Here is a 22983-nt window from a genome sequence, read left to right on the forward strand (position 1 = left end):
CCCGCCCTATTTCAGTGGTCATTGACCACTAAGTCGAACTAGACGACCTGGATGTTTACGGCCTGAGGACCCTTGGGGCCCTGCTCGGTCTCAAAGCTAACCTTCTGGTTCTCGTCGAGGGACTTGAAGCCGCTCGAGTTGATAGCGGAGAAGTGAGCGAACACATCGGCGCTGCCATCTTCTGGCTCGATGAAGCCGAAGCCCTTGTCAGCGTTGAACCATTTCACGGTACCTGTTGCCATTTTTAATCATCCTTCTGGAAATATGAAACTGATCCCGACTGTCGGGTAGTTTCAGTCGCGGCGTTCGTTTCCCGCTTCTACAGAAAAAGCGGCTGGCCCGTCTGGGTTTCGCCGCTTGAAATACAAAATGCGCAACACTACAACTGCGTACGAGTCTACATGGAATTCGCCGAAGGTAAAACCGGGCACTGCGCCAGGCGCTCTCAGTTGCCCGGTCAACACCCTTATAGGTGGAGGGAACCATTCGGGCAGGCCGCCCAGTTAAACCCGTTGACGCGTTGTTGTTGACGGAAGGGGTGTGTGATCGCAAGGGGCGAGGTGGGCGGGCGACGACGTCGGCCGCAGTGGGTGGTCCTGTGGATTCTCCTGCTCGGGGTGGCCGGATCGGTACTGGTGTTCCTGGGACCCGGCCTGGCCGGTGGCTTGCGCGTGGAGGGCAGTTCGCTCCTGGCCGGTCCGGAGTGCACGGTCGAAACGGCTGAGGGCGACGTCGGGCTTGACCGCGACGAGGCGAAGCTGGCCACCACAGCTGTTGCGCTCCGCCTCAGGGGGCTGGAAGCCCCCGACACCACTGGCATTGACGCTGCGGTGCTCCAACAACTGACCGACGGGCCGGCCAGTGATGCGGGCCCCAGTCTGAGCTGCCGGGGGTCGGCAGCCAGCGACCTCGAGGAACAGGAACTGACCGGCTCCGGGCTCACGTCCCGCGCCGAAGAGGTGCGGGTGGCAATGACCGAGGTCTTCGGAGACCAGAGCCTGGGTGGGTTCGCTCCGGGCGGGATCGGCCAGGGACACGGCGGAGAGTCCACTCACTACGACGGCCGTGCCATCGACATCTTCTTCCGCCCGGTGACCGAGGACAACCGGCGCCAGGGCTGGATCCTGTCCCATTGGCTCGTTGCGCACGCGGAGGATCTGGACATCCAGTACGTCATTTTCGACGACGAGTTCTGGAGCGCTCATCTATCCCGGGGCGGCTGGCACCACTACGAAGCGCCAGCCCCGGGTAATGAGATCCTGCGCCACCTCGACCACGTGCACGTGGATGTGCTCGGTGGAAGCCCCGGCTAACGTCCTGACCCACATCGCGGGTCAGGGTCCGGAGGAGCCGATCGCGGCTAGATTCGTCGTCCCGGCCACCGCCCCGACCGCTACGGTGCCGGTTGCCTCTCGCCCGAGGTACCACCCTTTCGTGCGTTCAGCGCCTTCGCCTGGCCGGATCTGCCAGCGGGTATCGCTGACTCGCACGAGCGGTGCTGACGCCGCGAGGTTGAGATCCACCGGGAGAACGACGGTGTCGGTTACCGGCTCGCCACCCTGACATCCGTCGCTAACGAATCGGTCGAACTGGATGGACCCCGATGCGGTGGCTGTTCCCAGCTTGCGGCCGATGGTCAGCACACCCGGCCCGGACCCGACAACGAATTGCTCGCGGATGGCGGTGGTGCCGTCACCGCAGTCAACCAGTTCGACGGTGAGGCTCGACGCGCTGACCGTCGTTGCTCGCTCCGGTGGGCTGGTGGTGCTGGCCTGCACTATCGCGTCCTCGAAGAGAACCCCGAGGCCACCGGTGGGCTCAGGCGTCGTCCCGGTAACTGTGATCTGGACGTCCTGTGCGGGCAGCACCGACACCGACTCAGGTTCGCCGCATCCCGGGCTATCGGTCACTGTCAGGTCCACGACTGCGTGTCCCAAAGCCTCCTCGAGGCTGTGCCCAATGTCGAGCTCCACCGGACCGGGCTCCCGCGATCCCCTGCCTTCGGTCTGGATCGTGGTGGTAGCGATGTCCTCACTCAGGTCCGGACAGCTGATCGTGGCAGCCCGGGACAAGAACACATCGACGGTTGCCTCGCCTTTGACGTCCTGCCGGAAGGAGACGGCGCCCGCATAGGCTCCGTCCGTCTCCGGGAAAAGATTGACCGCGGCCTGGTAATACCGCAGCTCACTTAGCTGCGTACCGCCGGGCGGTGCCGCTACTGCGGCAGTGGAGAGGGTCGGAGCGATGAGCAGCAACGCCACCACGCAACCTACCAATTTGCGCCGTACACCCGTGCCTGGCTTCATGGCCTGCTCCCTGCCCTCCCCCAAAATTTACGCCCGGGGCGGGCACAAGTCACCGGTTTTCTGACCGCCATCTCATCGCCGCGAGTGCTCTCGAGCTGCCCCTCCCTAGCTCACTCGATCCGTCGGTGGCGCGTGAGAGCATTAATCCATGCCACGGACCAGCTCCCCCATGATCGATGTCACCGACATCATTCGCATGGTGGGCGGCGCCTCGTTCCAGCGCGGGCAAACCTATGCGAAACAGGGTGCGGTCAGCCAGCTCGCCTGGGACCCCTCGGGCAACACCCTCGACGCACGGGTGCAGGGAAACTCCCCCGCCGCCTACCGCACCCGCCTCTTCCTGTCCGAAAAGGGCGACGGGCGGTACCACCTGAGGGACAGCTTCTGCAGCTGCCCCATCAGCCTCGACTGCAAACACGTGGCCGCCACGGCGCTGCAAAGCAACACCGAGCACCTGCTCTCCCGGCAGGAACTTACTACCCCCATCCGAAAGGCGGAGCAGGTCGGCTGGCAAAATTCGTTATCCGGGCTGATCACTCCAACGCCCGACGACGGCGTCACCACCCCGACGCCGCCCACCCCACTCGCGCTGCAGTTTGAGCTCCGCGCCGCCGCAAGCCCGCAGCACGGCTGGGGGTCACCCCGATCATCGCGGAAGGCAGCCACACCACGGCTCGGGGTACGCCCGGTGGTCCGCAACAGCAGGGGCAACTGGGTCAAAAACAACCTCTCCTGGGGCAGCATCAGCTACCAGACCTACGGCGTCCTCCTCGACCCCGACCAGCACCGCTGGTTTTCCCAGTTCCCCTCCCTCCACCGCGGAACCGGGGTCAGCTACTTCGGCAACAACGATTCCTGGCTCTACCTTGAGGACTTCAGCAACCCGCTGCTGTGGCAGTTGTTGCGCGAAGCACAGCGCCTCGGCGTCGAGTTTGTCGGCTCCACCAAGGGCGTCTCAGTGGTCCTGGCGGGCACCGCCAGCCTGAAACTCGATGCGACCTCCACCCCGGAGGACCAGTTGCAGCTGTGCCCGGTGCTGGAAATCGACGGCCATCAGCACCCAGCGGACACTGCCCGACCGATCAGCACCCACGGCATCTACACGGTGCAGCCAGGCAGCCCCACCCAGAGCACTGTCGTTACGCTGGCCCCAACATCCAAACGGCTCACCGATCACGACATCGGGTTGCTGTTGCAGACGGCCCCGGTGGTCGTCCCAGCCGGGGAAAAGCCACTGTTCCTCGACAGTTTCTACCCGCGGCTGCGCCAGGCCATTGAGGTGATCAGCAGTGACGGGTCGGTGACGTTCCCTGACATCGCCCCTCCCCTGCTGATCCTGACCGCTCGTTACACGTCCGGCGACCGGCTGGAGCTGACCTGGGACTGGGAGTATCGGCTCGGCGATGACGCCACGCGCAAGCCGCTGCGACCGGAACCCGGCGCGCAGGACTATCGGGACGCGTCCGCCGAGGCGGAGATCAGCCGCACCGCGCGTGCCCACCTCGGAACCACCCCGCTCCAGGCGCTCACCCTCGAGGACATGGCTGCCGTCGAGTTCACCGAAGACACCCTGCCCCGGCTCCAGGAACTGGCTGGCGTCAGGGTTGACGTGATCGGCGAGCAACCCACCTACGAGGAACTGACCGAGCCGGCCCAGCTGACCATCACCACAGTCGAAACCGACAACCGCGACTGGTTTGACCTCGGCGTACTCGTGACAGTGCAGGGGCGCAAGATCCCCTTCGACCACATTTTCCGGGCCCTCGCGCAGGGGAAAAAGAAGATCAAGCTGGTGGACAACAGTTACCTGTCCATGGATCAGCCCGTCTTCGAGCAGCTCCGCGAGCTGATCGAAGAGGCCCGCGCGCTCAACGAGTGGGAGCCCGGCCTGAAGATCAGCCGGTATCAGGCGGGGCTATGGGCCGAGTTCGAGGACCTGGCGGAGGAAACCGAGGAGGCTCAGGGCTGGCGGAGCGCTGTCGCAGGGCTGAACGACCTGCAGGAAATCACCCCCACTTCCCTGCCGGCCACCCTGGTCGCCACGCTCCGCCCATACCAGCAGGACGGCTTCAACTGGCTGGCGTTCCTCTACCACCACGGGCTCGGCGGGGTCCTGGGCGACGACATGGGCCTCGGCAAAACCCTGCAAACCCTCGCACTGCTCACCCATGCCAAGGAAACCGGCGAAACCAAACCCTTCCTCGTCGTCGCACCCACCTCCGTGGTCCCCAATTGGGTTTCCGAGGCCCAGCGCTTCGCCCCTGGCCTCGCCGTCGTCGGGGTCACCGACACCCAGGCGAAAAGCGGCAGCGATCTGGCGGCCCTGACGGCGGGGGCCGACGTCGTCGTCACCTCCTACACCCTGTTCAGGCTCGACTTCGAGGGCTACCAGGCACCGGAATGGGCGGGCCTGATCCTCGACGAGGCGCAATTCGTGAAGAACCGTACCGCCAAGGTGCACCTGTGCGCCAAGGAATTCTCGGCGCCGTTCAAGCTCGCCATTACCGGCACGCCGATGGAGAACAACCTGATGGAGCTGTGGTCGCTGTTCTCCATCACCGCGCCGGGCCTGTTCCCGTCGGCCCGCCGGTTCACCGAGGACTACCGCAACCCGATCGAGAAGTCCGGCAACACCGAACGCCTCGCCCGCCTGCGCCGCAGGATCAGGCCTCTGCTGATGCGGCGCACCAAGGAGGCTGTCGCCTCTGACCTGCCCCCTAAACAGGAGCAGGTCCTGGAGGTTGAGCTGCATCCCCGGCACCGGAAGATCTACCAGACCCACCTGCAGCGCGAACGCCAAAAACTGCTCGGCCTGATCGATGACCTGGACCGCAACCGGATGATCGTCTTCAGGTCCCTCACCCTGCTGCGGATGCTGAGCCTGGACGCCTCGCTGGTGGATCAGGCGTACGACGGCGTCCCGTCGGCGAAGCTCGACGTCCTGTTCGAACAGCTCGAGGATGTGGTGGCCGAGGGGCACCGGGCCCTGGTGTTCAGCCAGTTCACCTCGTTCCTGAAAAAAGCCGCCGAGCGGCTAACTGCCCAGGGGATCGAGTACAGCTACCTCGACGGGTCCACCCTGCGCCGCGGGGACGTGATCAACAAGTTCAAGGACGGCCGGGCGCCGGTGTTCCTGATCAGCCTCAAGGCCGGCGGGTTCGGCCTGAACCTCACCGAAGCCGACTATGTGTTCCTCCTCGACCCGTGGTGGAATCCCGCCACCGAAGCGCAGGCCGTCGACCGCACCCACCGCATCGGCCAGACCCGCAACGTCATGGTCTACCGGATGGTGGCCACCGGCACCATCGAGGAAAAGGTGATGAAGCTCAAGGAACAGAAGGCGAAACTGTTCAGTTCGGTGCTCGATGATGACGCCGTCTTCAGCTCAGCCCTGACCGCCGACGACATCCGTGGCCTGTTGGAGGGCTAAAGTCGAAGGGGTGAGTCAACAACTATCAGCCGACCTGCCCGCAGCCACCCCCACCACCGGATTTGTCCAGGTGCGTGGAGCTCGGGAAAACAATCTCCGCAACGTGAGTGTCGACGTGCCACGGGATGCAATTGTCGCCTTCACCGGTGTCTCCGGCTCGGGGAAATCCTCACTCGCCTTCGGCACCATCTACGCCGAAGCGCAGCGCCGGTTCTTCGAATCCGTCGCCCCCTACGCGCGTCGTCTGATCCAGCAGGGTTCCAACCCGCGGGTCGACGAAATCACCGGCCTGCCGCCCGCCGTCGCCCTCCAGCAACGCCGCGGCACACCCAGCTCCCGCTCGACGGTGGGCACCGTCACCACCCTGTCCAACTCGGTGCGGATGCTTTTCTCCCGGGCGGGTACCTACCCTGAGGGCGCCGAGTCGCTGGACTCCGATTCCTTCTCCCCCAACACCGCCGCCGGCGCCTGCCCGCAGTGCCACGGCCTGGGCATCGCCCACACCGTCAGCGAGGAATCCCTTGTTCCCGACACGTCCCTGACCATTCGCGACGGCGCCATCGCCGCCTGGCCGGGAGCCTGGCAGGGCAAAAACCTTCGCGACGTCCTGGGTGAACTTGGTCACGACATCGACACCCCGTGGCACCAGCTCCCGAAGGAATCCCGTGACTGGATCCTTTTCACCGAAGAGCAGCCGGTTGTCCAGGTCACCCCCCAGCGGGACCGGGTCGCCAAGCCCTATAGGGGCCGCTTCTGGAGCGCGAAGAGCTATGTGCTCCACACGCTCGCCGACTCCTCCAGCCAGTCGATGAGGGAACGTGTCCTCCAATTCATGCACAGCGGCCCCTGCCCGCTGTGCGAGGGCAGCGGCCTGCAACAGGCCGCGCTCGCCGTGACCTTCGCCGGGTACTCGATCGCCGAGCTCACCGCCGTCCCCTTAGCCGAGCTCGCGGCGATCGTTGAACCCACCGCCACCCTGCAGCACGCGGGATCCAGCTCACGCGCCCTGAGCTCCGGCGAAACCACGGAGGTTGCCGTCACCCTGACCAAGGACCTGCACCAGCGCGTCAGCGTGCTGCTGGACCTGGGGCTGGGCTACCTCAGTCTCCGTCGACCCACCCCCACCCTGTCTCCCGGTGAGATGCAGCGGTTGCGCATCGCAACCCAGCTCCGTTCCGGCCTGTTCGGCGTGATCTACGTCCTCGACGAACCCTCGGCTGGTCTGCATCCCGCCGACGCGGAACCGCTGCTGGAGGTCCTGCAGCAGCTCAAATCCTCGGGTAACTCGGTGTTCGTGGTGGAACACGACATGGACGTGGTCCGCAGCGCGGACTGGGTGGTCGACGTGGGACCCAAAGCCGGCGAAGCTGGCGGCGCAGTCCTCTACAGCGGTGCTGTGGCGGGACTGGCCGACGTCGAAGCCTCAGTCACCCGCCCGTTCCTCTTCCCGGAACAAGCGCCACCCGCCGCCCGTGCAGCACTGCGGGAACCCAGCCGCTGGCTCACGCTCAGCGACATCACCCGGCACAACCTCCGCGGCCTTGACGCGGCCATACCCCTCAACGTGCTGACCGCCGTTACCGGTGTCTCCGGCTCCGGCAAGTCCACGCTGGTCTCCCAGGTGCTTGCCGACGTCGTCAACGATTACCTGCGGGCGGGCGCCCCGGCGGACGATTCCGACGACGACGGCAGCGACCGCGACTGCGCACCCGGGGACCACATGACCGTGGGCCATGTGGAAGGCCTCGACCTGATCGACCGGCTGGTCCGGGTGGATCAGCGCCCGATCGGCAGGACCCCCCGGTCCAACCTCGCCACCTACACTGGCCTGTTTGACGCCGTCCGCAAGCTGTACGCCGCCACCGACGAAGCCAAAGCCCGCGGGTACGGAGCCGGCCGATTCTCCTTCAATGTGACCGGCGGCCGTTGCGAGACGTGTCTCGGCGAGGGATTCGTCTCGGTCGAGCTTTTGTTCCTGCCCGGCAGTTACGGGCCGTGCCCCACCTGCGACGGAGCGCGCTACAACCCGGAGACCCTTGAGATCACTTATCAGGGCCGGACCATCGCCGATGTCCTCGGACTTACCGTCGACGCCGCCGCGGAATTCCTCGCCGACGTTCCGGCAGCTGCACGCAGCCTCACCACGCTCCGCCAGGTGGGGTTGGGCTATCTGCGGCTCGGCCAGCCGGCCACCGAGCTCTCCGGCGGTGAGGCGCAACGTATCAAGCTCGCCACCGAGCTGCAACGTGCCCGCCGCGGCCACACCCTGTATCTCCTGGATGAGCCCACCACCGGGCTACACCCGTCGGACGTGCAGCTGCTGCTGACGCAGCTGAACAACCTGGTCGACGCCGGCAACACCGTCGTCGTCGTCGAACACGACATGTCGGTGATCGCCGCGGCGGACTGGGTGCTGGACCTGGGTCCTTCCGGCGGCGACGACGGCGGCCGGATCGTGGCCGAAGGGACGCCGTCGTCGGTCGCTGACAGCACTGTCAGCCGAACCGCGCCCTACCTGACGCGGAGACTCAACACCGCCGGCTGAGGACCTTCAAACACCTGACCTGGTCAGCGGCGCTGCCCACTGAAGGCCTGTTTTCCCGCCGCATTCGCGCTGGGGTGGTAACTGTGGCTCTGATCGGCGACCGGCCCGGTGCCGGCAATTTCGCGCATTTCTTCGATGCCTGCGACCGCTTCGGGTTTCGTCTGGTAGTAGGTGGAAACAGCCACCAGCGCGCCGTCTCCTGCCATGAGTTTGATCCGGTACCCGCTGTCGTGCGCATCCACTATTTTGAAGTAGCCTGACACTTTCTTACCTCCTTGTAAGGAATGTCTGAACGGTACCTACATACTAAGCATCCTTAGGTCCAATGGGTACGGTCCGGGAGGATATTTTCGCGGTATTTTCAGGTCTTTCGTCCTATCCGGCTTCCTCTACCAGCGGTAAAATAGAAGTGCTGGCACGGTAGTCACACCACTGCCAGCGGCCCTGTAAAAGCCCGGCGAATAGATTCCAATTTCATCAGGTTCTTTTCTCGATCCAAGGGAGGGGAAATGACTACCGCATCACACCATGCACGTGACTTTCATGTGACCCATGAGCTTGTTCGCGCTGGCTCAATGGGAATGGGAGTAGTCTTTCTGCTTTTGGGCGTTCTGGCCTTTGTGCCAGGACTAACGACACAGTATGGTTCGCTGGCCGTCGCCAGCGGCTCGGAGGCGCTACTCTTCGGCGTCTTCCAGGTGTCCATCCTGCTCAACCTCGTCTATCTGGTTGTCGGAGCAGCCGGGATCATCATGAGCAGGGACAGCTTCGGTGCCCGCAATTTCCTGCTGGGCAGCGGTGCCTTGTTTTTGATCATGTGGATCTACGGGGTGGTCATCGACCTCAACTCGACGGCCAACTTCCTGTCCTTCAATGCGGCGGGTAACTGGATGCATCTGGTTCTCGCGTTGGTCGCGGGCGCCGTAGCTATTGTGCATATCGCCCGGACCCGTGGAGGTGGCCAATCAACCAATATCTAATCAGCGGCCTACGGCCCAGATCATAAATGTTGCCTTGCACCGACTCTGTTGGTGCAAGGCAATCTGGTTTAAGGCGATTGCAACCTTCTTGCAACCTTGGTGCAACCCGGATCACGATACGTTCACTATGGGCCCGGTCACCGACGACAGGGCTGTTCGGAAACGGAAGGGAAGCTCATGCCTGGAAACAAAGCCGTTGCTTACAAAGGACCCGGGAAAGTGGAGGTCATCGATATTGACTATCCCACCTTCGAGCTAAAAGATGGACCAGGAGTGAACCCGGCCAATGTGGGCCGTCAGGTGCACCACGGTGTCATCCTCAAGACTGTCACTACGAATATTTGCGGCTCCGACCAGCACATGGTCCGGGGCCGTACTACTGCCCCCTCCGATCTGGTGCTGGGCCATGAGATCACCGGCGAAGTCGTTGAGGTAGGCCGCGACGTCGAATTCATCAAGGTGGGCGACATCTGTTCGGTGCCCTTCAACATTGCCTGCGGACGCTGCCGAAACTGCAAGGAACGCAAGACGGGTATCTGCCTGAATGTGAACCCTGACCGCCCGGGAAGTGCCTACGGGTACGTGGACATGGGCGGCTGGGTGGGAGGCCAGGCGGAGTACGTCCTGGTGCCCTACGCCGACTGGAACCTACTCAAATTCCCGGACCGGGATCAGGCCTTGGAGAAAATCCTGGACCTGACCATGCTCTCGGACATTTTCCCCACGGGATTCCACGGCGCGGTCTCCGCGGGGGTGGGCGTTGGCTCCACGGTCTATGTTGCTGGTGCGGGCCCTGTTGGCCTTGCAGCAGCTGTATCGGCGCAGCTGCTCGGTGCCGCTGTGGTGATCGTCGGCGACCTCAACGAGGAGCGCCTGGCGCAGGCTCGCAGTTTCGGCTGCGAGACCGTGGACGTGTCCAAGGGCGATCCGAAGGATCAAATCGAGCAACTGATCGGTGTGCCCGAGGTGGACTGTGGTGTGGATGCGGTGGGCTTCGAGGCGCGCGGCCACGGGTCTGATGCATCCCACGAGGCGCCTGCCACGGTGCTCAACTCGCTGATGAGCCTCACCGCTGCTGGCGGCGCACTGGGCATCCCTGGCCTGTATGTGACGGGTGACCCGGGAGCCGTGGACGACGCCGCGAAGGTCGGGTCCCTGTCCATCAGCCTCGGAACCGGTTGGGCCAAGTCCCTGTCCTTCACCACCGGCCAGTGTCCGGTGATGAAGTACAACCGGGGCCTCATGATGGCGATCCTGCATGACAAGGTGCAGATTGCCAAGGCGGTGAACGCCAAGGCGATCGGTCTGACTGACGCACCTCGCGGCTATCAGGAGTTCGACGCCGGTGCCGCCACCAAGTACGTGCTCGATCCTCACGGGTACGTGGCTTCGTAAGACGACCGCAAGGCTGCGGGCACCACTTCTGGTGCCCGCAGCCTTGCGTGTCAGGTGCCAGCGGCCGGGTATGTCAGGGGAGTCAGGGGAACAGCGAAGCGCCTCTGTACGGCGTCAGGGCGTCCTTCTGCTCCTCGCTGAGCCGTAGGACGCTCCCTGAGCTCGTGTCAACAAAGGCGAGGATCGTTTCCGCCTTCACACAGGCCACCCCGGTGAGGGGGTCCAGGACCAGGTAGGAGAGGGTGAAACTGGCCGGTTTGAGGGCACTCACCCAGACATCGATCCGCACCGGAACGTTGCGGTAATCGAGGGTGTCCACAAACCTGACCCGATGCTCGACCACGAGCGCCTGAGTGCCCGGATTGACCGAGGAAAACAGTGCAACCGGCGGCTGGTCACCCTCGGCTCCCGTCCCGCCGGGAGCCCCGAAAGCGTGGATTCTCGCTTCCTCCAGAAGCCGTAGTACCTGTACATTGTTGATGTGCCCGTAGGCGTCCATGTCGGACCACCGCATCGGCACCAAACAGGTCAGTGTTTGACCACCCAAAACCATCCCTTTTCCCACCCTTTCGTCAAGCATCGCCATGTCTCGATTTGGCAACGATTGGAATCTGTTCTACCGTAGACGATAACCCGTTCAGGGAAACAACCGGCTGCCTAGTTCTTCGAACAGCAGCTTGATATGCCCGGTGCTGCCAATCCACCCGACGTTGCTCGTCCGGCAGCCACCAAAGACCTGACCACAAAAACAGTCGAGGCGAGCAGCGGCGCAAAAATGTCCGGGGACGGAACTAGCGTTGGTGGCCTTTCGGAGCATCAGACCCATGAAGAACCAAAAATTCAGCACTAACGCGCGCCGCGGCGTAGCAGTCATCGCTCTTGCCGGCCTTGGCCTCGGAGCATCAGCTGGAGTGGCGAACGCAGCCCCCGGCAGCACCTGGGACGCCCTCGCACAGTGCGAGAGTGGCGGAAACTGGGGCATCAACACCGGAAACGGCTTCTCCGGCGGCCTCCAGTTCACCCCCTCCACCTGGGCAGGATTCGGCGGACAGGGCGCCCCTCAGGACGCCAGCCGCGAGCAGCAGATTGCCGTAGCAGAGAACGTTCTGCAGGGTCAGGGCTGGGGTGCGTGGCCAGCGTGCTCGGCCAAGCTCGGCTTGAGCGGTGGAGCGAACCCATCGGCACAGCCAATGCAGCAGGCACCTGTTGCGCAGGCACCCGTCCAGGCGCAGGCTGAGCAGATTCAGCCTCAGGTTGCCCCAGCACCAGTTGCTCAGGCTCCCGTAGTCCAGGCTCCCGTAGCTCAGGCACCAGTTGCTCAGGCTCCTGTGGCGGCGGCTCCCGTTGCAGCTCCCGCACTCAGCGGCGACACCTACACCATCGAGTCCGGCGACACCCTCAGCACCATCGCCGCCAAGCTGGGCGTTGTTGGTGGCTGGCAGGCACTGTACGAAGCCAACGCCGACACCATCATTCACGCTGACCTCATCTTCACCGGTGATGTTCTGCAGCTCCCGGCCTCATAGCCTCACGCTGTAAACAACTGCACAACGACGACGGCGGCCGCCCGGGATTTCCTGGCCGGCCGCCGTCGTCGTTGTGCGTTGAGGGTCGTCGTTGTGCGTTGAGGGTCCGGGGCGCTAGGCCAGGCCCGCCTTCTTCAGCGCATCGGCCATCGCGGAGTTGGCGGGCGGCGCAGGGGTACGCGCTGCGGGTGGCTTTGCCGCACGCGGCTTGACCGCTCCCCTATCCGGCCGCGGTTTCTCTGGTCGGCTGCTTTGGGGTCCCCCGCCCGGCTCGTCGTCAAGGCGCAGTGTCAGGGCAATCCGTTTGCGCTCCGGGTCGGCCTCCAGCACCTTGACCTTGACGATCTGCCCCGACTTCACCACCTCGTGCGGGTCGCTGATGAAACGGTTCGCCATGGCCGAGATGTGGACCAACCCGTCCTGATGCACTCCGACGTCGACGAATGCACCGAAGGCTGCAACATTGGTCACCACTCCGTCGAGGGTCATGCCGGGTTTGAGGTCGGAAATCTTCTCGACGCCCTCGGAGAAGGTGGCAGTCACAAATTCGGGCCGCGGATCCCGTCCGGGTTTCTCCAGCTCCGCAACGATGTCCTTGATGGTGGGAAGCCCGAAGGTGTCGTCCACGAAAGCCGTCAGGTCCAGTTCCCGCAGGGCGGTGCCGCCCTGGCTGAGAATCTTCCGCGCCACACCGTAGGCTTCCGGGTGGACGCTTGAGGCGTCGAGGGGCTCCGAGCCGCCCGAGACCCGCAGGAAGCCTGCGCATTGCTCGTAGGCCTTGGCCCCGAGCCGTGGCACCTTCAGGAGATCCGCCCGCCGGGTGAAGCGGCCGTTGGCGTCGCGGTGGGCCACAATGTTTTCGCTGAGCAGCCCTCCGACGCCAGCCACCCGGCTGAGGAGCGACGGTGAGGCAGTGTTCACGTCCACTCCCACCGCGTTGACGCAGTCTTCGATGACCGCGTTCAGGGACCGCTCCAGGTTGGCTGCTGTCACGTCGTGCTGGTACTGGCCCACACCAATGGATTTGGGGTCGATTTTCACCAGTTCGGCGAGGGGGTCCTGCAGGCGGCGCGCAATTGACATCGCACCCCGCAGGGACACATCAAGGTCCGGCAGCTCGGCCGAGGCCAAGGCCGACGCCGAGTACACCGACGCACCGGCCTCGGACACCACCAGTTTCTGCAGCTTCCGCTCGGGCATCCGCTTGATCAACTCGGTGGAGAGCTTGTCAGTTTCCCGTGAAGCGGTTCCGTTGCCGATCGCGATGAGTTCGACGTCGTGGTCCGTGACCAGTTTCGCGAGTGACGCGAGCGCAGCATCCCACTTCTTCAGGGGAGCGTGCGGGTACACGGTATCGGTGGCAACAGCCTTGCCGGTGCCGTCGACCACCGCCACCTTGACGCCGGTGCGGAGCCCCGGGTCAAGCCCCAGCGTGGTCCTACCGCCGGCTGGCGCCGCGAGGAGGACGTCCCTGAGATTGGCGGCGAAGACCCGCACCGCCTCGGTCTCAGCGGCAGCGAACAGGCGCACTCGGAGGTCCAGCGATAGTTTGGCCAGAATCCGGCGCCACGATTGCTGGACCGTCTGGGCGAGCCAGGCATCTGCGGGGCGGCCGGCAGGGGCAATTCCCAGCACCGCCGCCACCGAGTTTTCGTACCGGGTGCGCGCCTTGGCGAACTCTTCAGCGTCTGCCGGGTTTCCCTCGGCGATGGCCAACTCCAGCACGCCCTCTTTCTCGCCGCGGAACAGGGCGAGGACGCGATGCGAGGGCATGGTGGACGGGGCCTGGGCGAACTGGAAATAGTCGGCAAATTTCTGGCCCTCGGCTTCCTTACCGGCCCGGACCTTCGACCGCATGAGGCCTTGTCTCCAGAGTCTCTCCCGGGCCGAGGTCAGCAGGTCCGCGTCCTGGCCGGCGCGTTCCACCAGGATCGACCGGGCGCCGGCCAGCGCTTCCTCAGCATCGGGAACATCGCCGGTCACGTACCTGGCCGCCTCGGCCGCGGGGTCCAGGGACGGGTTCCTCACCAGCGCATCAGCAAGCGGTTCCAGCCCCGCCTCGCGGGCAATCTGTGCCTTGGTCCGTCGTTTGGTCTTGAAGGGCAAGTAGATGTCCTCAAGGCGGGATTTGGTATCGGCGCCCGCAATAGCGGCACGCAACTGATCGGTGAGCTTCCCCTGCGCCTCGATCGAGTCGAGGATGGCCCGACGACGGTCCTGCAGTTCGCGCAGGTACCTCAGCCGCTCGTCGAGGGTCCGGAGTTGGGTGTCGTCGAGTGAACCGGTGGCCTCCTTGCGGTATCGGGCCACGAAAGGGACAGTCGAACCGGCGTCGAGGAGGTCCACCGCGGCCTTCACCTGCCAGGCACGGACTCCGAGTTCGTCGGCGAGGAGGTCAAAGATGGTGGCGTCAGAAGTCAGATGTGGCACGTGAGCCATTGTCGCCTACGGTGGGGGCTGCGTTCCAACCGGCGCGGAGTTCCCGCCCTGAAACAGTGGTGCTACCCTCCGAGGACTCGCGGCATCTGCGCCGCGAACTCTTCCCAGCTATCGGCTAGGCGCAGGAATCCTGGTCCATGGTGATGACCAGCGGATGCTTGCCGGTAAACGATCCGTCTGCCGTGGAGTAGTCAATCTCGACGTACTCGGAGGTCCCCCTGTCGGCTTCGTCGTCGAGGGAAACCGAGACCACCACGTTGAGATACTCCAGGGTGGAGATCTCGTAGCCGACAGCGGGGACGGGTTCAGTGAAGAACACATTCTGGGGCATATCCGCCATGTCGGCCATGTCGCCTGAGCCGTGCGCCTCGGTGTGCTCATCGCCGCCGCCCATGACCGTCCCGTCCTCCATGCCGTGGGTCCCGTGACCGCCCCGATTGGCTGGCGTGACTTCCGCGGAGTTCAGGGTGACGCCGGAGGGCGAACCGAGGCTGACGTCGTCGATCGTGAACGATTCGAGCGTTTCGTTGTGGATCAGGACCGTGTATTCCTGGTAGCCGAGTGCAGGCTGGACCGAGCAGAGCTTGGCACCGTTGACGCCGAGTTGGAGCGGATCCTCGCCGAGCGATGCCGCAATGACTTCGGTCTCGGAAGCGTCCGCGACCGCCTGTTCCGGCGGCGCACCATTGACGTTCAACGGGTTCTCTTCCATGCCGCCGCACCCGGAGGTCAGGCCGACGGCGAGCACTGAGATGCCCAGGATCGTTGCGGTTCTGCTTGCCATGGGTCCTCATGCTCTCGGGTTTTAGTGCCACCGGACGCGGCCAAGACTCCGGCCTGCGCTTACCTGTTCTTCGTATCCGGTGGCGGTGCGGTTTGGTGAGCCACGCAACATCTCCCGCCAAGCCCCTACTCGTAAAGCACGTAATCCGGTTTGGGCTGCAATCCGAGGACCTCCGGTGGCAGCATCAGCGCGCCGTGAACGGTGTCTTCTTCGAAGAAGAGTTTGAAGCCGGGATTCACTGTCGGCGGGAGTTCCAGCATCAACTGGTTGTAGGTCTCAATTTTCGCGCCGGGCGCACCGATCCCGTCGACACTCTTGATCACCTCGACGCCGTCGTATTCACCCACCGCACCTTCGTTGGTCACCACTGACGGGGCAACCTGGTGGAACACCAGCGCCTTCTGGGGCAACTGGTGCTCGGTCACCAGGTCATCGAGGTATCCGGCGATCCGATCAATTTCCTCCCCTGACGTCTGCCCATAGGACAGGCCCGGAAGCTGTTCCCCGGAGATATCCCATTCCGGGTCCAGCGCAAGTCCCACATCGGGTTCCAGGAGCCACTTTTCGAGTCGTTCAACTTCTGCAGTCATGGTGGAGCGTCCCGGCTGGACATTGAGCAGCAGCAGCGCGTCGTGCCGCCGGGCCGCCGCCAGGTAGGACTCGATGAACTCGTCCGAGGCTGGGGCGCGGTAGAGCCCGTCCGCCCCGGGAGAAGCCTGCACGACGACGGTGATCAGTTCCAACACCGGCAGGATGCTGCGTCCGTCGGCGTACTGCTCACCAAGAAGTTCCATCTCCTCGACCCGCTCGTCAATGTCACCGATCCCCAGCCGGCCCATCCCCTCGGACGTCGGATGGCCGCTGAACCCGACCAGCCGGTAGTCAGGGAACAGGTCGGTGCCGCCGCGGGGCAGTTCGAGCGGTTCGGGTTCGACGACGGCGGTTGGCTCGACGGTTGGCGCCACGCTGGGGTCGACGGCGGGCGACTCGCTCGCAGCTGGAGCCGTCGTCGTCGTTGGCGTCGCTGCATTTCCGGCCACACCACCGGACGCACCACCTGCCGCGCAGCCGGTGAGCAGAAGACACAGGGACAGCAGAATTGGCACCCCGGCACCCCTGATCGGGTGGTCGAAAGGATTGGTGTGGTGCATGTCATTCCTAGGCGAGAGTGTTGGTCAGTCTTTGCGCCCTTAACGGTACAGGCGCTGGGCTACGCTGAACCCATGACTGAGCCAGCGTTCGTGCACGACACCGAGATTGCCACCTCCCCGCTCCGGCTGTGGGAAGCTTTGACCGAGGGTGCCGTGACGCGTCGTTACTGGTCCGGACGCCGGGTGGAGTCCACCTGGGTGCCGGGCTCCCCCATCCGCTTCTATGAGAGCAGTTCGGAGACAATCACCCACCACGGGGTGGTGCTGGAGGTAGACGAGCCGAAGCGCTTGTCATACACGCTCCGCGAAGTACCAGCCGGCGAGGATGGGCACACCGACCCTCAGGACGACGCTGCGTCCCGCATCACGATTGACGTTGAACAGGTGGCCGGCGGCGGGGTGCGGTTCCGCCTCGTGCAGGACCGGCTTGCGGAGGCGGCGGAGCTGGCAGCCGTGGGCAAAAGCTGGGCTCCCATTCTGACGAACCTCCAGGCGCTCCTGGAGAATGACAACGCCCAGTATCCGGCCCCGGGCAACCAGTAGGGATTTCGGGCTCGTCCGGTCGAGCCACGGCGGGCGCTCATTGTATTTACCGGCACCCATCACTAAGAATGAACTATGACAGTAATCATGAGGTCCCTAGAAACCGCAGTTCCTGAGACCGTTATGGTGCAGTCGGATGTGAGGGACGTCTTCGCTGCGCAGCCGGGACTGAACCGGCTCGGGACGCGTCTGGTCGGCGCGGCCTTCGACTCCTCGGGAATCAACACCCGGTACACCGCGGTGAAGGAAATGACCCTGGACGCCCCGTCCGAGAACCCGGTCTTCTTCGATTCCGCTGAACGGCGCATCCTGTCCCCCAGCACCAAGGTGCGCAATGAGGTGTACGCGGAAGAGGGCACCAAGCTGTTCGTCGAGGCAGCCGACAAGGCCCTGACAGCCGCCGAGGGCATTGAACCGGCGGATGTCACGCACGTCATCACCGTCTCCTGCACCGGCTTTTTCAACCCCGGACCGGATTACAAGGTGGTTCGCGCGCTCGGGCTGAGCCCGGCCGTGCAGCGCTACCACCTCGGCTTCATGGGCTGCTACGCCGCCTTCCCCGCCCTGCGGGCCGCCAAGTCCTTTTGTGAGGCCGAGCCGGACGCAGTGGTCCTGGTGGTCGCAGCCGAACTGTGCTCCCTGCACGTCAGGTCTTCCAACAACCCTGACACCATTGTTGGGTCGTCGCTGTTCGCCGACGGTGCGGCAGCGGCAGTGATCAGTGCGCGGGAATACGAGGCCACCGCGCCCGCCCTGAGCCTGGATTTCTTCGAGACGGTCCTGACACCCGTCGGCGAGGAGTCAATGGCGTGGAACATCGGGGACGAAGGGTTCGAGATGGTGCTCGGCACCTACGTGCCCCACATCATCGATGAGCATATTGTGGGGGCGCTGGAGCCGTTGCTGGCCCGCGACGAAACCCTCGCCGACAAGCAGTACAAGGACATTGAGCACTGGGCGATCCACCCGGGCGGGCGGAGCATCCTGGACAAGGTGGAGGCCAAACTGGACCTGAAGGAGGACCAGTTGGTGCCGGCGCGGGAAACCCTCCGCGATTACGGCAACATGAGCAGCGCCACCGTGATGTTCGTGTTGAAGCACATTCTGGAGCAGCCCTTTGACGGCGCCGACGAGCGGATCTGCTCAATGGCGTTCGGCCCCGGCCTGACGGTGGAAACCGCACTGTTCACCAAGGTGGGTCCCTGAGTGCAGTTCCCCGCTCTCCGCGAGAACGGTTTCCTCGCGCACCGCGACGCTGATGCGGTGGAGGAGATGGACAAGCCGGATTGCGACCCGGTCCTGCTGGACCGGACCTACTCACAGTTCGGGTTGATCAACGCGACGGTCGCTGGCTGGCGGCGCACCTGGTCGGCACAGATCCGCCCCCGACTGTCACCGTCGCGGCCCAGCACCCTGCTCGATATCGGGTCTGGTGGCGGGGACATGCCGCGGGCGTTCGCCCGCTGGGCGGCCCGGGATGGCCTGCAACTCTCGATCCTGGGCATCGACCCCGACGACCGGGCGCACGCGTTCGCGACCTCGCAGCCGCCCGTGCTGGGGTTGAAGTTCCGGCGCGCGTTCAGCACCGATCTGGTGGCCGAGGGGCTGAAGTTCGACGTCGTGACGTCCAACCACCTGCTGCACCATCTGGCGCCGGAACAACTGCAGTCGTTGCTGGCCGACTCGGAGCAGCTGAGTAGCGGGATCACGCTGCACAACGACATTGAACGTAGCCGGTTGGGCTACCTCTTGTTTTCCCTCGGCACTCTTCCGCTCCGCCGCTCCCTGATCCGGCAAGACGGGCTGACCTCGATCCGCCGCAGCTATACCGCCGCCGAATTGGCGTCCGTCGCTCCGCCCGGCTGGGAGGTCACAGCGAGGTTCCCCTCCCACAACCTGCTGGTTCACCGGGCGCCCCATGCATGACGTCATCGTCGTGGGCGGCGGTCCGGTGGGCCTCTTCGCGGCAATCCTGCTCCGCCAGGCCGGGCTGGAGGTGCTGCTCCTGGAGCAGCGGATCACCCGGAGCGGCCACTCGCGAGCCATCGGCATCCACCCGCCGGCCCTGGCGTCACTCGCCCAGGCCGGGGTGGCCGATGAGCTGATCAGCCGCGGCGTCAGGATCGGTGCGGGGGTTGCCCGCAGCGCTGGCAGCGACGTGACCCGCCTGTCCTTCGCGGACCTGGAATGCGACTACCCGTTTGTGCTCGCGGTACCGCAGATCCGGACCGAGCAGGTGCTGGAAACCCGTTTTGCCGCCGTCGCACCCGGTGCGTTCCGCCGGGGCGTGACGGTCACCGCGGTCCATGACATTGGGGCGTCAATGCTGGTGACCACGTCAACCGGTGAGGTGCTGCAGGCGCGGCTCGTCATTGGGGCCGACGGCGGCAAGAGCACCGTGCGGTCCAGCGCCGGGATCCCCGCGTCGCTGCAGCGGTACCCCGACACCTACCTGATGGGCGACTTTGCTGACTCGTCGGCGGACCGGTCGACGGCGGTGCTGTATCTGGAGCCGGGCGGGATTGTCGAGTCCTTCCCGCTACCGGACGGGGTACGGCGCTGGGTGGTGCGGACGTCCTCGCTGGTCGCCTCGCCGACCCCCGACGTTCTGGCGGGGCTGATTCTTGCCCGCACCGGCGTGCGGGTGGACGTGGACAGCATCTCGATGCTGAGCGCGTTCGACGTGCACCGGCGGCTGGCCCAGCGGCTCGTGTCCGGGCGGACCGTGCTGATTGGGGACGCGGCCCACCAGGTGAGCCCGATCGGCGGGCAGGGGATGAACCTCGGGTGGCTCGATGCCACCGAGCTGGTCCCGATCATCACGGCGTCACTGGTTGACGGTCGCGACGTCGGCCGCGACCTGTCGGCATTTGACCAGCGACGCCGTCGGGCTGCTGTGACGGCTGCACGCCAGGCTCACCTGAACATGGCGCTCGGGCGCCCCCTGCCGCGGCCGGTGCTGGCGGCCCGGAACGCCCTCCTGGGCCGGTGCAACGCGGTGCCGGCCGTCCACGACACTATTGCCCGCACCTTCACCATGCAGTGACACCTCCCCGGGTTCCCCCGTTACCGGACTACAGGTGGGTGGGGGCGAACAGGCGGAGCAGGGTTTCGACCACGACGACGTTGGGCCCCTCCGCGGCGAAACTGTCCTCCAGCGCCTGCCGCACGTCGCCCGGGGCCACCTTGACCGCAGGCACACCGAAGGCTTCGGCGAGCTTCACGAAGTCCGGCCGGGCCAGCTCGGTGGCGGTGGCCTTCCCGAACGCGCCCTCCATGTACTCGCGCAGGATGCCGTAACCGCCGTCGTCGACAATCAGCCACGTGACCGGCAGGTTGTGCTGCTTGGCGGTGGCCAGTTCGGCAATCGAATACATCGACGATCCGTCACCGGAGACCGCCAGGACACGTTCCCCGAGCCCGACGGCGCCACCAATCGCGCCGGGGAAACCGTACCCCAGCCCGCCAGCGCCCTGAGCCGAATGGAACTGCCCATCTTTGGCATCCCAGCAACTCCACGCCCAGTAGGCGGCGATGGTCATATCCCAGTAGGTCTGCAGTCCGGCCGGCGCGGCGGCGCGGATGTCCGCCATAAACTTGCGTTCAAGTGCGAGGTCCTGCGCATCCAGCCGCCCCTGCACCTTGGCGAGGGTTTCGGCGACCAGCGTGACGGCGTCGTACCCGGCGGTGCGGTCACGGTCCAAGGCGGGCAGCGCCTCATCGAGGGCAGCGAGCGCCTGGCCGGCGTCGGCACGGATGCCCAGGGCTGGCCGGTTGGATTCGAGTACCCGGGGTTCCGCGTCGATCTGGATGATGCGCCCCCGCGGTTCGAGCGTGAAGTAGTTGCTGGTCACCTCACCGAGCGAGGATCCGACCACCAGCACCACATCGGCATCCTCAAGAACCTCGGTAACGTAGCGGTCCTCCACCCACGCCTGCAGTGACAGCTCATGCTCCCACGGGAACGCGCCGTTCCCGCCGGGCGAGCACAGCACGGGGGCGCCGAGCTTCTCCGCGATGGACAGCAGCCACGGTTCGGCGTTGCCACGACGGGTTCCGCCGCCAGCCACGATGGCCGGACGCTTGGATTCCGTCAGCCACTTCACTGCCTCGCGGACCAGCTCCACCCGGGGGGGGTTGTCGAAGGGCTCCGCGAGCGCGTCCTCGACCTGCGGCACCATCACCGGGTCGAGCAGCACATTCTGCGGCACCTCGATCCAGACCGGCCCCTGCGGTGAGGAAACGGCCTCGGTCCAGGCGTCCTGAATGGCTGAGGGGATGCCCGAGGCGTGCTGAATCAGCCGCTGGCTCTTGGTGACGTTCGCCGCCGAGGCCTTCTGGTCGTCGAGCTGGTGCAGCATGCCCTTCCGCCGGGCGCCCAGACCCTCCAGCGGGATCTGGCTGGCAATGACCACCATTGGCACGCCGGTGGCGTAGGCCTCCTGCAGGCCCGCAAGCGCGGTCAGCGCGCCCGGCCCGGTCGACAGGAACAGCACCCCCACTTGCCCGGTGGCGCGGGAGAACCCGTCGGCGGCGAATGCCGAGTTGTTCTCCACCCGCGAGGAAACGAAACGCAGCTCCGACCGGGACAGCGCATCAAACAAACCCAACGCGTGCTGGCCGGGAATGCCGAAAACGGTGGTCGCTCCGAGGGCGCTGAGGGTCTCGACGACGAGGTCCCCACCGTTGCGCTCACCTGTCAGGGGCGCCGGCGGTACTGTTGCAACACTGTCACTGGTGACCATTTAGCGTTCCTCCGCCGTGGTGTTGGTAATGGCCTGGTCCGCCATCAGGCTCACCAGGTCGTAGGCGACGTGCGATGCCGCGACGCCGGTGATCTCCGCATGGTCGTAAGCGGGGGCGACCTCGACGACGTCGGCCCCGATCAGGTTCATCCCGCGCATCCCGCGGAGGATTTCCAGCAGCTCACGGCTGGTGATGCCACCCGCCTCGGGTGTCCCCGTCCCGGGGGCGTGCGCCGGGTCCAGCACGTCGATGTCGATGGAGATGTACAGCGGGCGGTTGCCGATCCGGTCCCTCAGCTTGGCAATCACCTCGTCGACACCCTGTCGGAACACGTCGGAGGAGGTGACAATCCCGAACCCGAACCGACGGTCGTCCTCGAGATCCTTCACCCCGTAGAGCGGGCCGCGGGTGCCCACGTGGGAGATGGCCTCGGTGTCGAGGATGCCCTCCTCTACCGCGCGCCGGAAGGGTGTGCCGTGGGTGTACTCGGCGCCGAAATAGGTGTCCCAGGTGTCGAGGTGCGCATCGAAGTGCAGCATCGCCACGGGTGCGCCGGCGCGTTCGGAGGCAGCCCGCAGCAAGGGCAGCGCAATGGTGTGGTCGCCACCCAGCGTGACCAGCTTGGTGCCGTCGGCGGTCAGATCGAGGGCATTCTGCTGGATGGTTTCGATCGCCTCGTTGATATTGAAGGGATTAACCGCCATGTCGCCGGCGTCGGCCACCTGTACCCGCTCGAACGGGGAAATGTCCAGGGCCGGGTTGTAGGGGCGGAGTAGGCGCGAGGATTCGCGGACGTGGTTGGACCCGAACCTGGCCCCCGGCCGGTAGGACACCCCCGAGTCGAAGGGGACACCGACGACGGCGATGTCGGCCCGGTCCACCTCGTCGAGTCGCGGCAGCCGGGCAAAAGTCGCGGCGCCGGCATAACGGGGAATCCGTGAGGAATCGATGGGGCCAATGTTTCCATTGGCCGTGACGCGCGGCTGTTCCATGGGTACCTCCGGGTTGGGGAAACAGAAGTTGCCATATAAGCATCAACTGTTTTTCATAAGGCTAATTGTGATGCCCGTCTCGGTCAACACTGAAGCCGCCGAAACAGGGTGACAACTCCCCCTTAAAGGATCCGTAAATTGCACCC

19 protein-coding genes are annotated in these 22983 nt (G+C 65.1%); 10 read left to right on the forward strand and 9 right to left on the reverse strand.

Going from position 1 to position 22983, the window contains the following annotated elements; genetic code table 11:
• Positions 1-38: 38 nt before the first annotated feature.
• A complete protein-coding gene (locus tag ACX80Z_RS06180; RefSeq protein WP_019483883.1) occupies positions 39-242 on the reverse strand; it encodes a cold-shock protein in 204 nt (67 codons plus the stop codon).
• A gap of 300 nt (positions 243-542) precedes the next feature.
• Between ACX80Z_RS06180 and ACX80Z_RS06185 the strand changes: the two genes are divergently transcribed.
• Positions 543-1313, forward strand: a complete 771-nt coding sequence (locus ACX80Z_RS06185; RefSeq protein WP_459315282.1) for a hypothetical protein — start codon at positions 543-545, stop codon at positions 1311-1313.
• A gap of 21 nt (positions 1314-1334) precedes the next feature.
• On the opposite strand, the gene ACX80Z_RS06190 is transcribed toward ACX80Z_RS06185, so the two are convergent.
• The gene (locus tag ACX80Z_RS06190) at positions 1335-2306 is read right to left on the reverse strand and encodes a hypothetical protein (protein ID WP_459315283.1); all 972 of its coding nucleotides are present in this window, start codon (positions 2304-2306) and stop codon (positions 1335-1337) included.
• A 148-nt stretch (positions 2307-2454) separates the two neighbouring features.
• On the opposite strand from ACX80Z_RS06190, the gene ACX80Z_RS06195 reads away from it, so the two are divergent.
• Complete coding sequence (locus tag ACX80Z_RS06195; protein WP_459315284.1) at positions 2455-5736, forward strand: DEAD/DEAH box helicase; 3282 nt, start codon at positions 2455-2457, stop codon at positions 5734-5736.
• 10 nt (positions 5737-5746) lie between these two features.
• The gene (uvrA, locus tag ACX80Z_RS06200) at positions 5747-8281 is read left to right on the forward strand and encodes an excinuclease ABC subunit UvrA (protein WP_459315285.1); all 2535 of its coding nucleotides are present in this window, start codon (positions 5747-5749) and stop codon (positions 8279-8281) included.
• A gap of 23 nt (positions 8282-8304) precedes the next feature.
• Here the strand turns inward: uvrA and ACX80Z_RS06205 are convergent, their stop codons facing one another.
• Positions 8305-8544, reverse strand: coding sequence for a YegP family protein (locus ACX80Z_RS06205; protein WP_459315286.1), 240 nt, complete (start codon positions 8542-8544; stop codon positions 8305-8307).
• Between the two features lie 246 nt (positions 8545-8790).
• On the opposite strand from ACX80Z_RS06205, the gene ACX80Z_RS06210 reads away from it, so the two are divergent.
• Together ACX80Z_RS06210 and fdhA are read left to right on the forward strand one after the other, a co-directional pair.
• Positions 8791-9261 carry a DUF4383 domain-containing protein gene (locus ACX80Z_RS06210; RefSeq protein ID WP_019483876.1) on the forward strand — a complete coding sequence of 157 codons (471 nt, stop codon included), beginning with the start codon at positions 8791-8793 and terminating at the stop codon, positions 9259-9261.
• 177 nt (positions 9262-9438) lie between these two features.
• The gene (gene fdhA / locus ACX80Z_RS06215) at positions 9439-10656 is read left to right on the forward strand and encodes a formaldehyde dehydrogenase, glutathione-independent (RefSeq protein ID WP_024476496.1); all 1218 of its coding nucleotides are present in this window, start codon (positions 9439-9441) and stop codon (positions 10654-10656) included.
• An 82-nt stretch (positions 10657-10738) separates the two neighbouring features.
• On the opposite strand, the gene ACX80Z_RS06220 is transcribed toward fdhA, so the two are convergent.
• Positions 10739-11209 (reverse strand): acyl-CoA thioesterase, encoded by a 471-nt coding sequence (locus tag ACX80Z_RS06220; RefSeq protein ID WP_459315308.1) that lies wholly within the window; start codon positions 11207-11209, stop codon positions 10739-10741.
• Positions 11210-11480: 271 nt separating this feature from the next.
• Between ACX80Z_RS06220 and ACX80Z_RS06225 the strand changes: the two genes are divergently transcribed.
• Positions 11481-12182 carry a LysM peptidoglycan-binding domain-containing protein gene (locus tag ACX80Z_RS06225; protein ID WP_019483873.1) on the forward strand — a complete coding sequence of 234 codons (702 nt, stop codon included), beginning with the start codon at positions 11481-11483 and terminating at the stop codon, positions 12180-12182.
• 114 nt (positions 12183-12296) lie between these two features.
• Here the strand turns inward: ACX80Z_RS06225 and ACX80Z_RS06230 are convergent, their stop codons facing one another.
• The 3 genes from ACX80Z_RS06230 to ACX80Z_RS06240 all read right to left on the reverse strand — a co-directional run bounded on the left by ACX80Z_RS06230 (position 12297) and on the right by ACX80Z_RS06240 (position 16556).
• Complete coding sequence (locus tag ACX80Z_RS06230) at positions 12297-14621, reverse strand: Tex family protein (RefSeq protein ID WP_459315287.1); 2325 nt, start codon at positions 14619-14621, stop codon at positions 12297-12299.
• A gap of 115 nt (positions 14622-14736) precedes the next feature.
• Positions 14737-15405 carry a hypothetical protein gene (locus ACX80Z_RS06235; protein ID WP_459315288.1) on the reverse strand — a complete coding sequence of 223 codons (669 nt, stop codon included), beginning with the start codon at positions 15403-15405 and terminating at the stop codon, positions 14737-14739.
• A gap of 125 nt (positions 15406-15530) precedes the next feature.
• The gene (locus ACX80Z_RS06240; RefSeq protein WP_459315289.1) at positions 15531-16556 is read right to left on the reverse strand and encodes a hypothetical protein; all 1026 of its coding nucleotides are present in this window, start codon (positions 16554-16556) and stop codon (positions 15531-15533) included.
• A 72-nt stretch (positions 16557-16628) separates the two neighbouring features.
• On the opposite strand from ACX80Z_RS06240, the gene ACX80Z_RS06245 reads away from it, so the two are divergent.
• The 4 genes from ACX80Z_RS06245 (at position 16629) to ACX80Z_RS06260 (ending at position 20145) form a co-directional block, all read left to right on the forward strand.
• Positions 16629-17099 (forward strand): SRPBCC domain-containing protein, encoded by a 471-nt coding sequence (locus ACX80Z_RS06245; protein ID WP_019483869.1) that lies wholly within the window; start codon positions 16629-16631, stop codon positions 17097-17099.
• 75 nt (positions 17100-17174) lie between these two features.
• A complete protein-coding gene (locus ACX80Z_RS06250) occupies positions 17175-18305 on the forward strand; it encodes a type III polyketide synthase (protein ID WP_024476268.1) in 1131 nt (376 codons plus the stop codon).
• On the forward strand, positions 18306-19025 hold the full coding sequence (locus tag ACX80Z_RS06255; RefSeq protein ID WP_019483867.1) for a methyltransferase domain-containing protein: 720 nt from the start codon (positions 18306-18308) through the stop codon (positions 19023-19025).
• Positions 19018-20145 (forward strand): FAD-dependent oxidoreductase, encoded by a 1128-nt coding sequence (locus ACX80Z_RS06260; RefSeq protein WP_459315290.1) that lies wholly within the window; start codon positions 19018-19020, stop codon positions 20143-20145. The genes ACX80Z_RS06255 and ACX80Z_RS06260 overlap by 8 nt, the downstream gene beginning before the upstream one ends.
• Before the next feature lie 28 nt (positions 20146-20173).
• On the opposite strand, the gene ACX80Z_RS06265 is transcribed toward ACX80Z_RS06260, so the two are convergent.
• Together ACX80Z_RS06265 and speB are read right to left on the reverse strand one after the other, a co-directional pair.
• Entirely contained in the window at positions 20174-21844 is a 1671-nt protein-coding gene (locus ACX80Z_RS06265; RefSeq protein WP_459315291.1) for a thiamine pyrophosphate-binding protein, read from the reverse strand.
• Positions 21845-22837 (reverse strand): agmatinase, encoded by a 993-nt coding sequence (gene speB / locus ACX80Z_RS06270; protein WP_459315292.1) that lies wholly within the window; start codon positions 22835-22837, stop codon positions 21845-21847.
• Between the last annotated feature and the right edge of the window lie 146 nt (positions 22838-22983).

The sequence above is a fragment of the Arthrobacter sp. TMT4-20 genome, assembly GCF_054510775.1.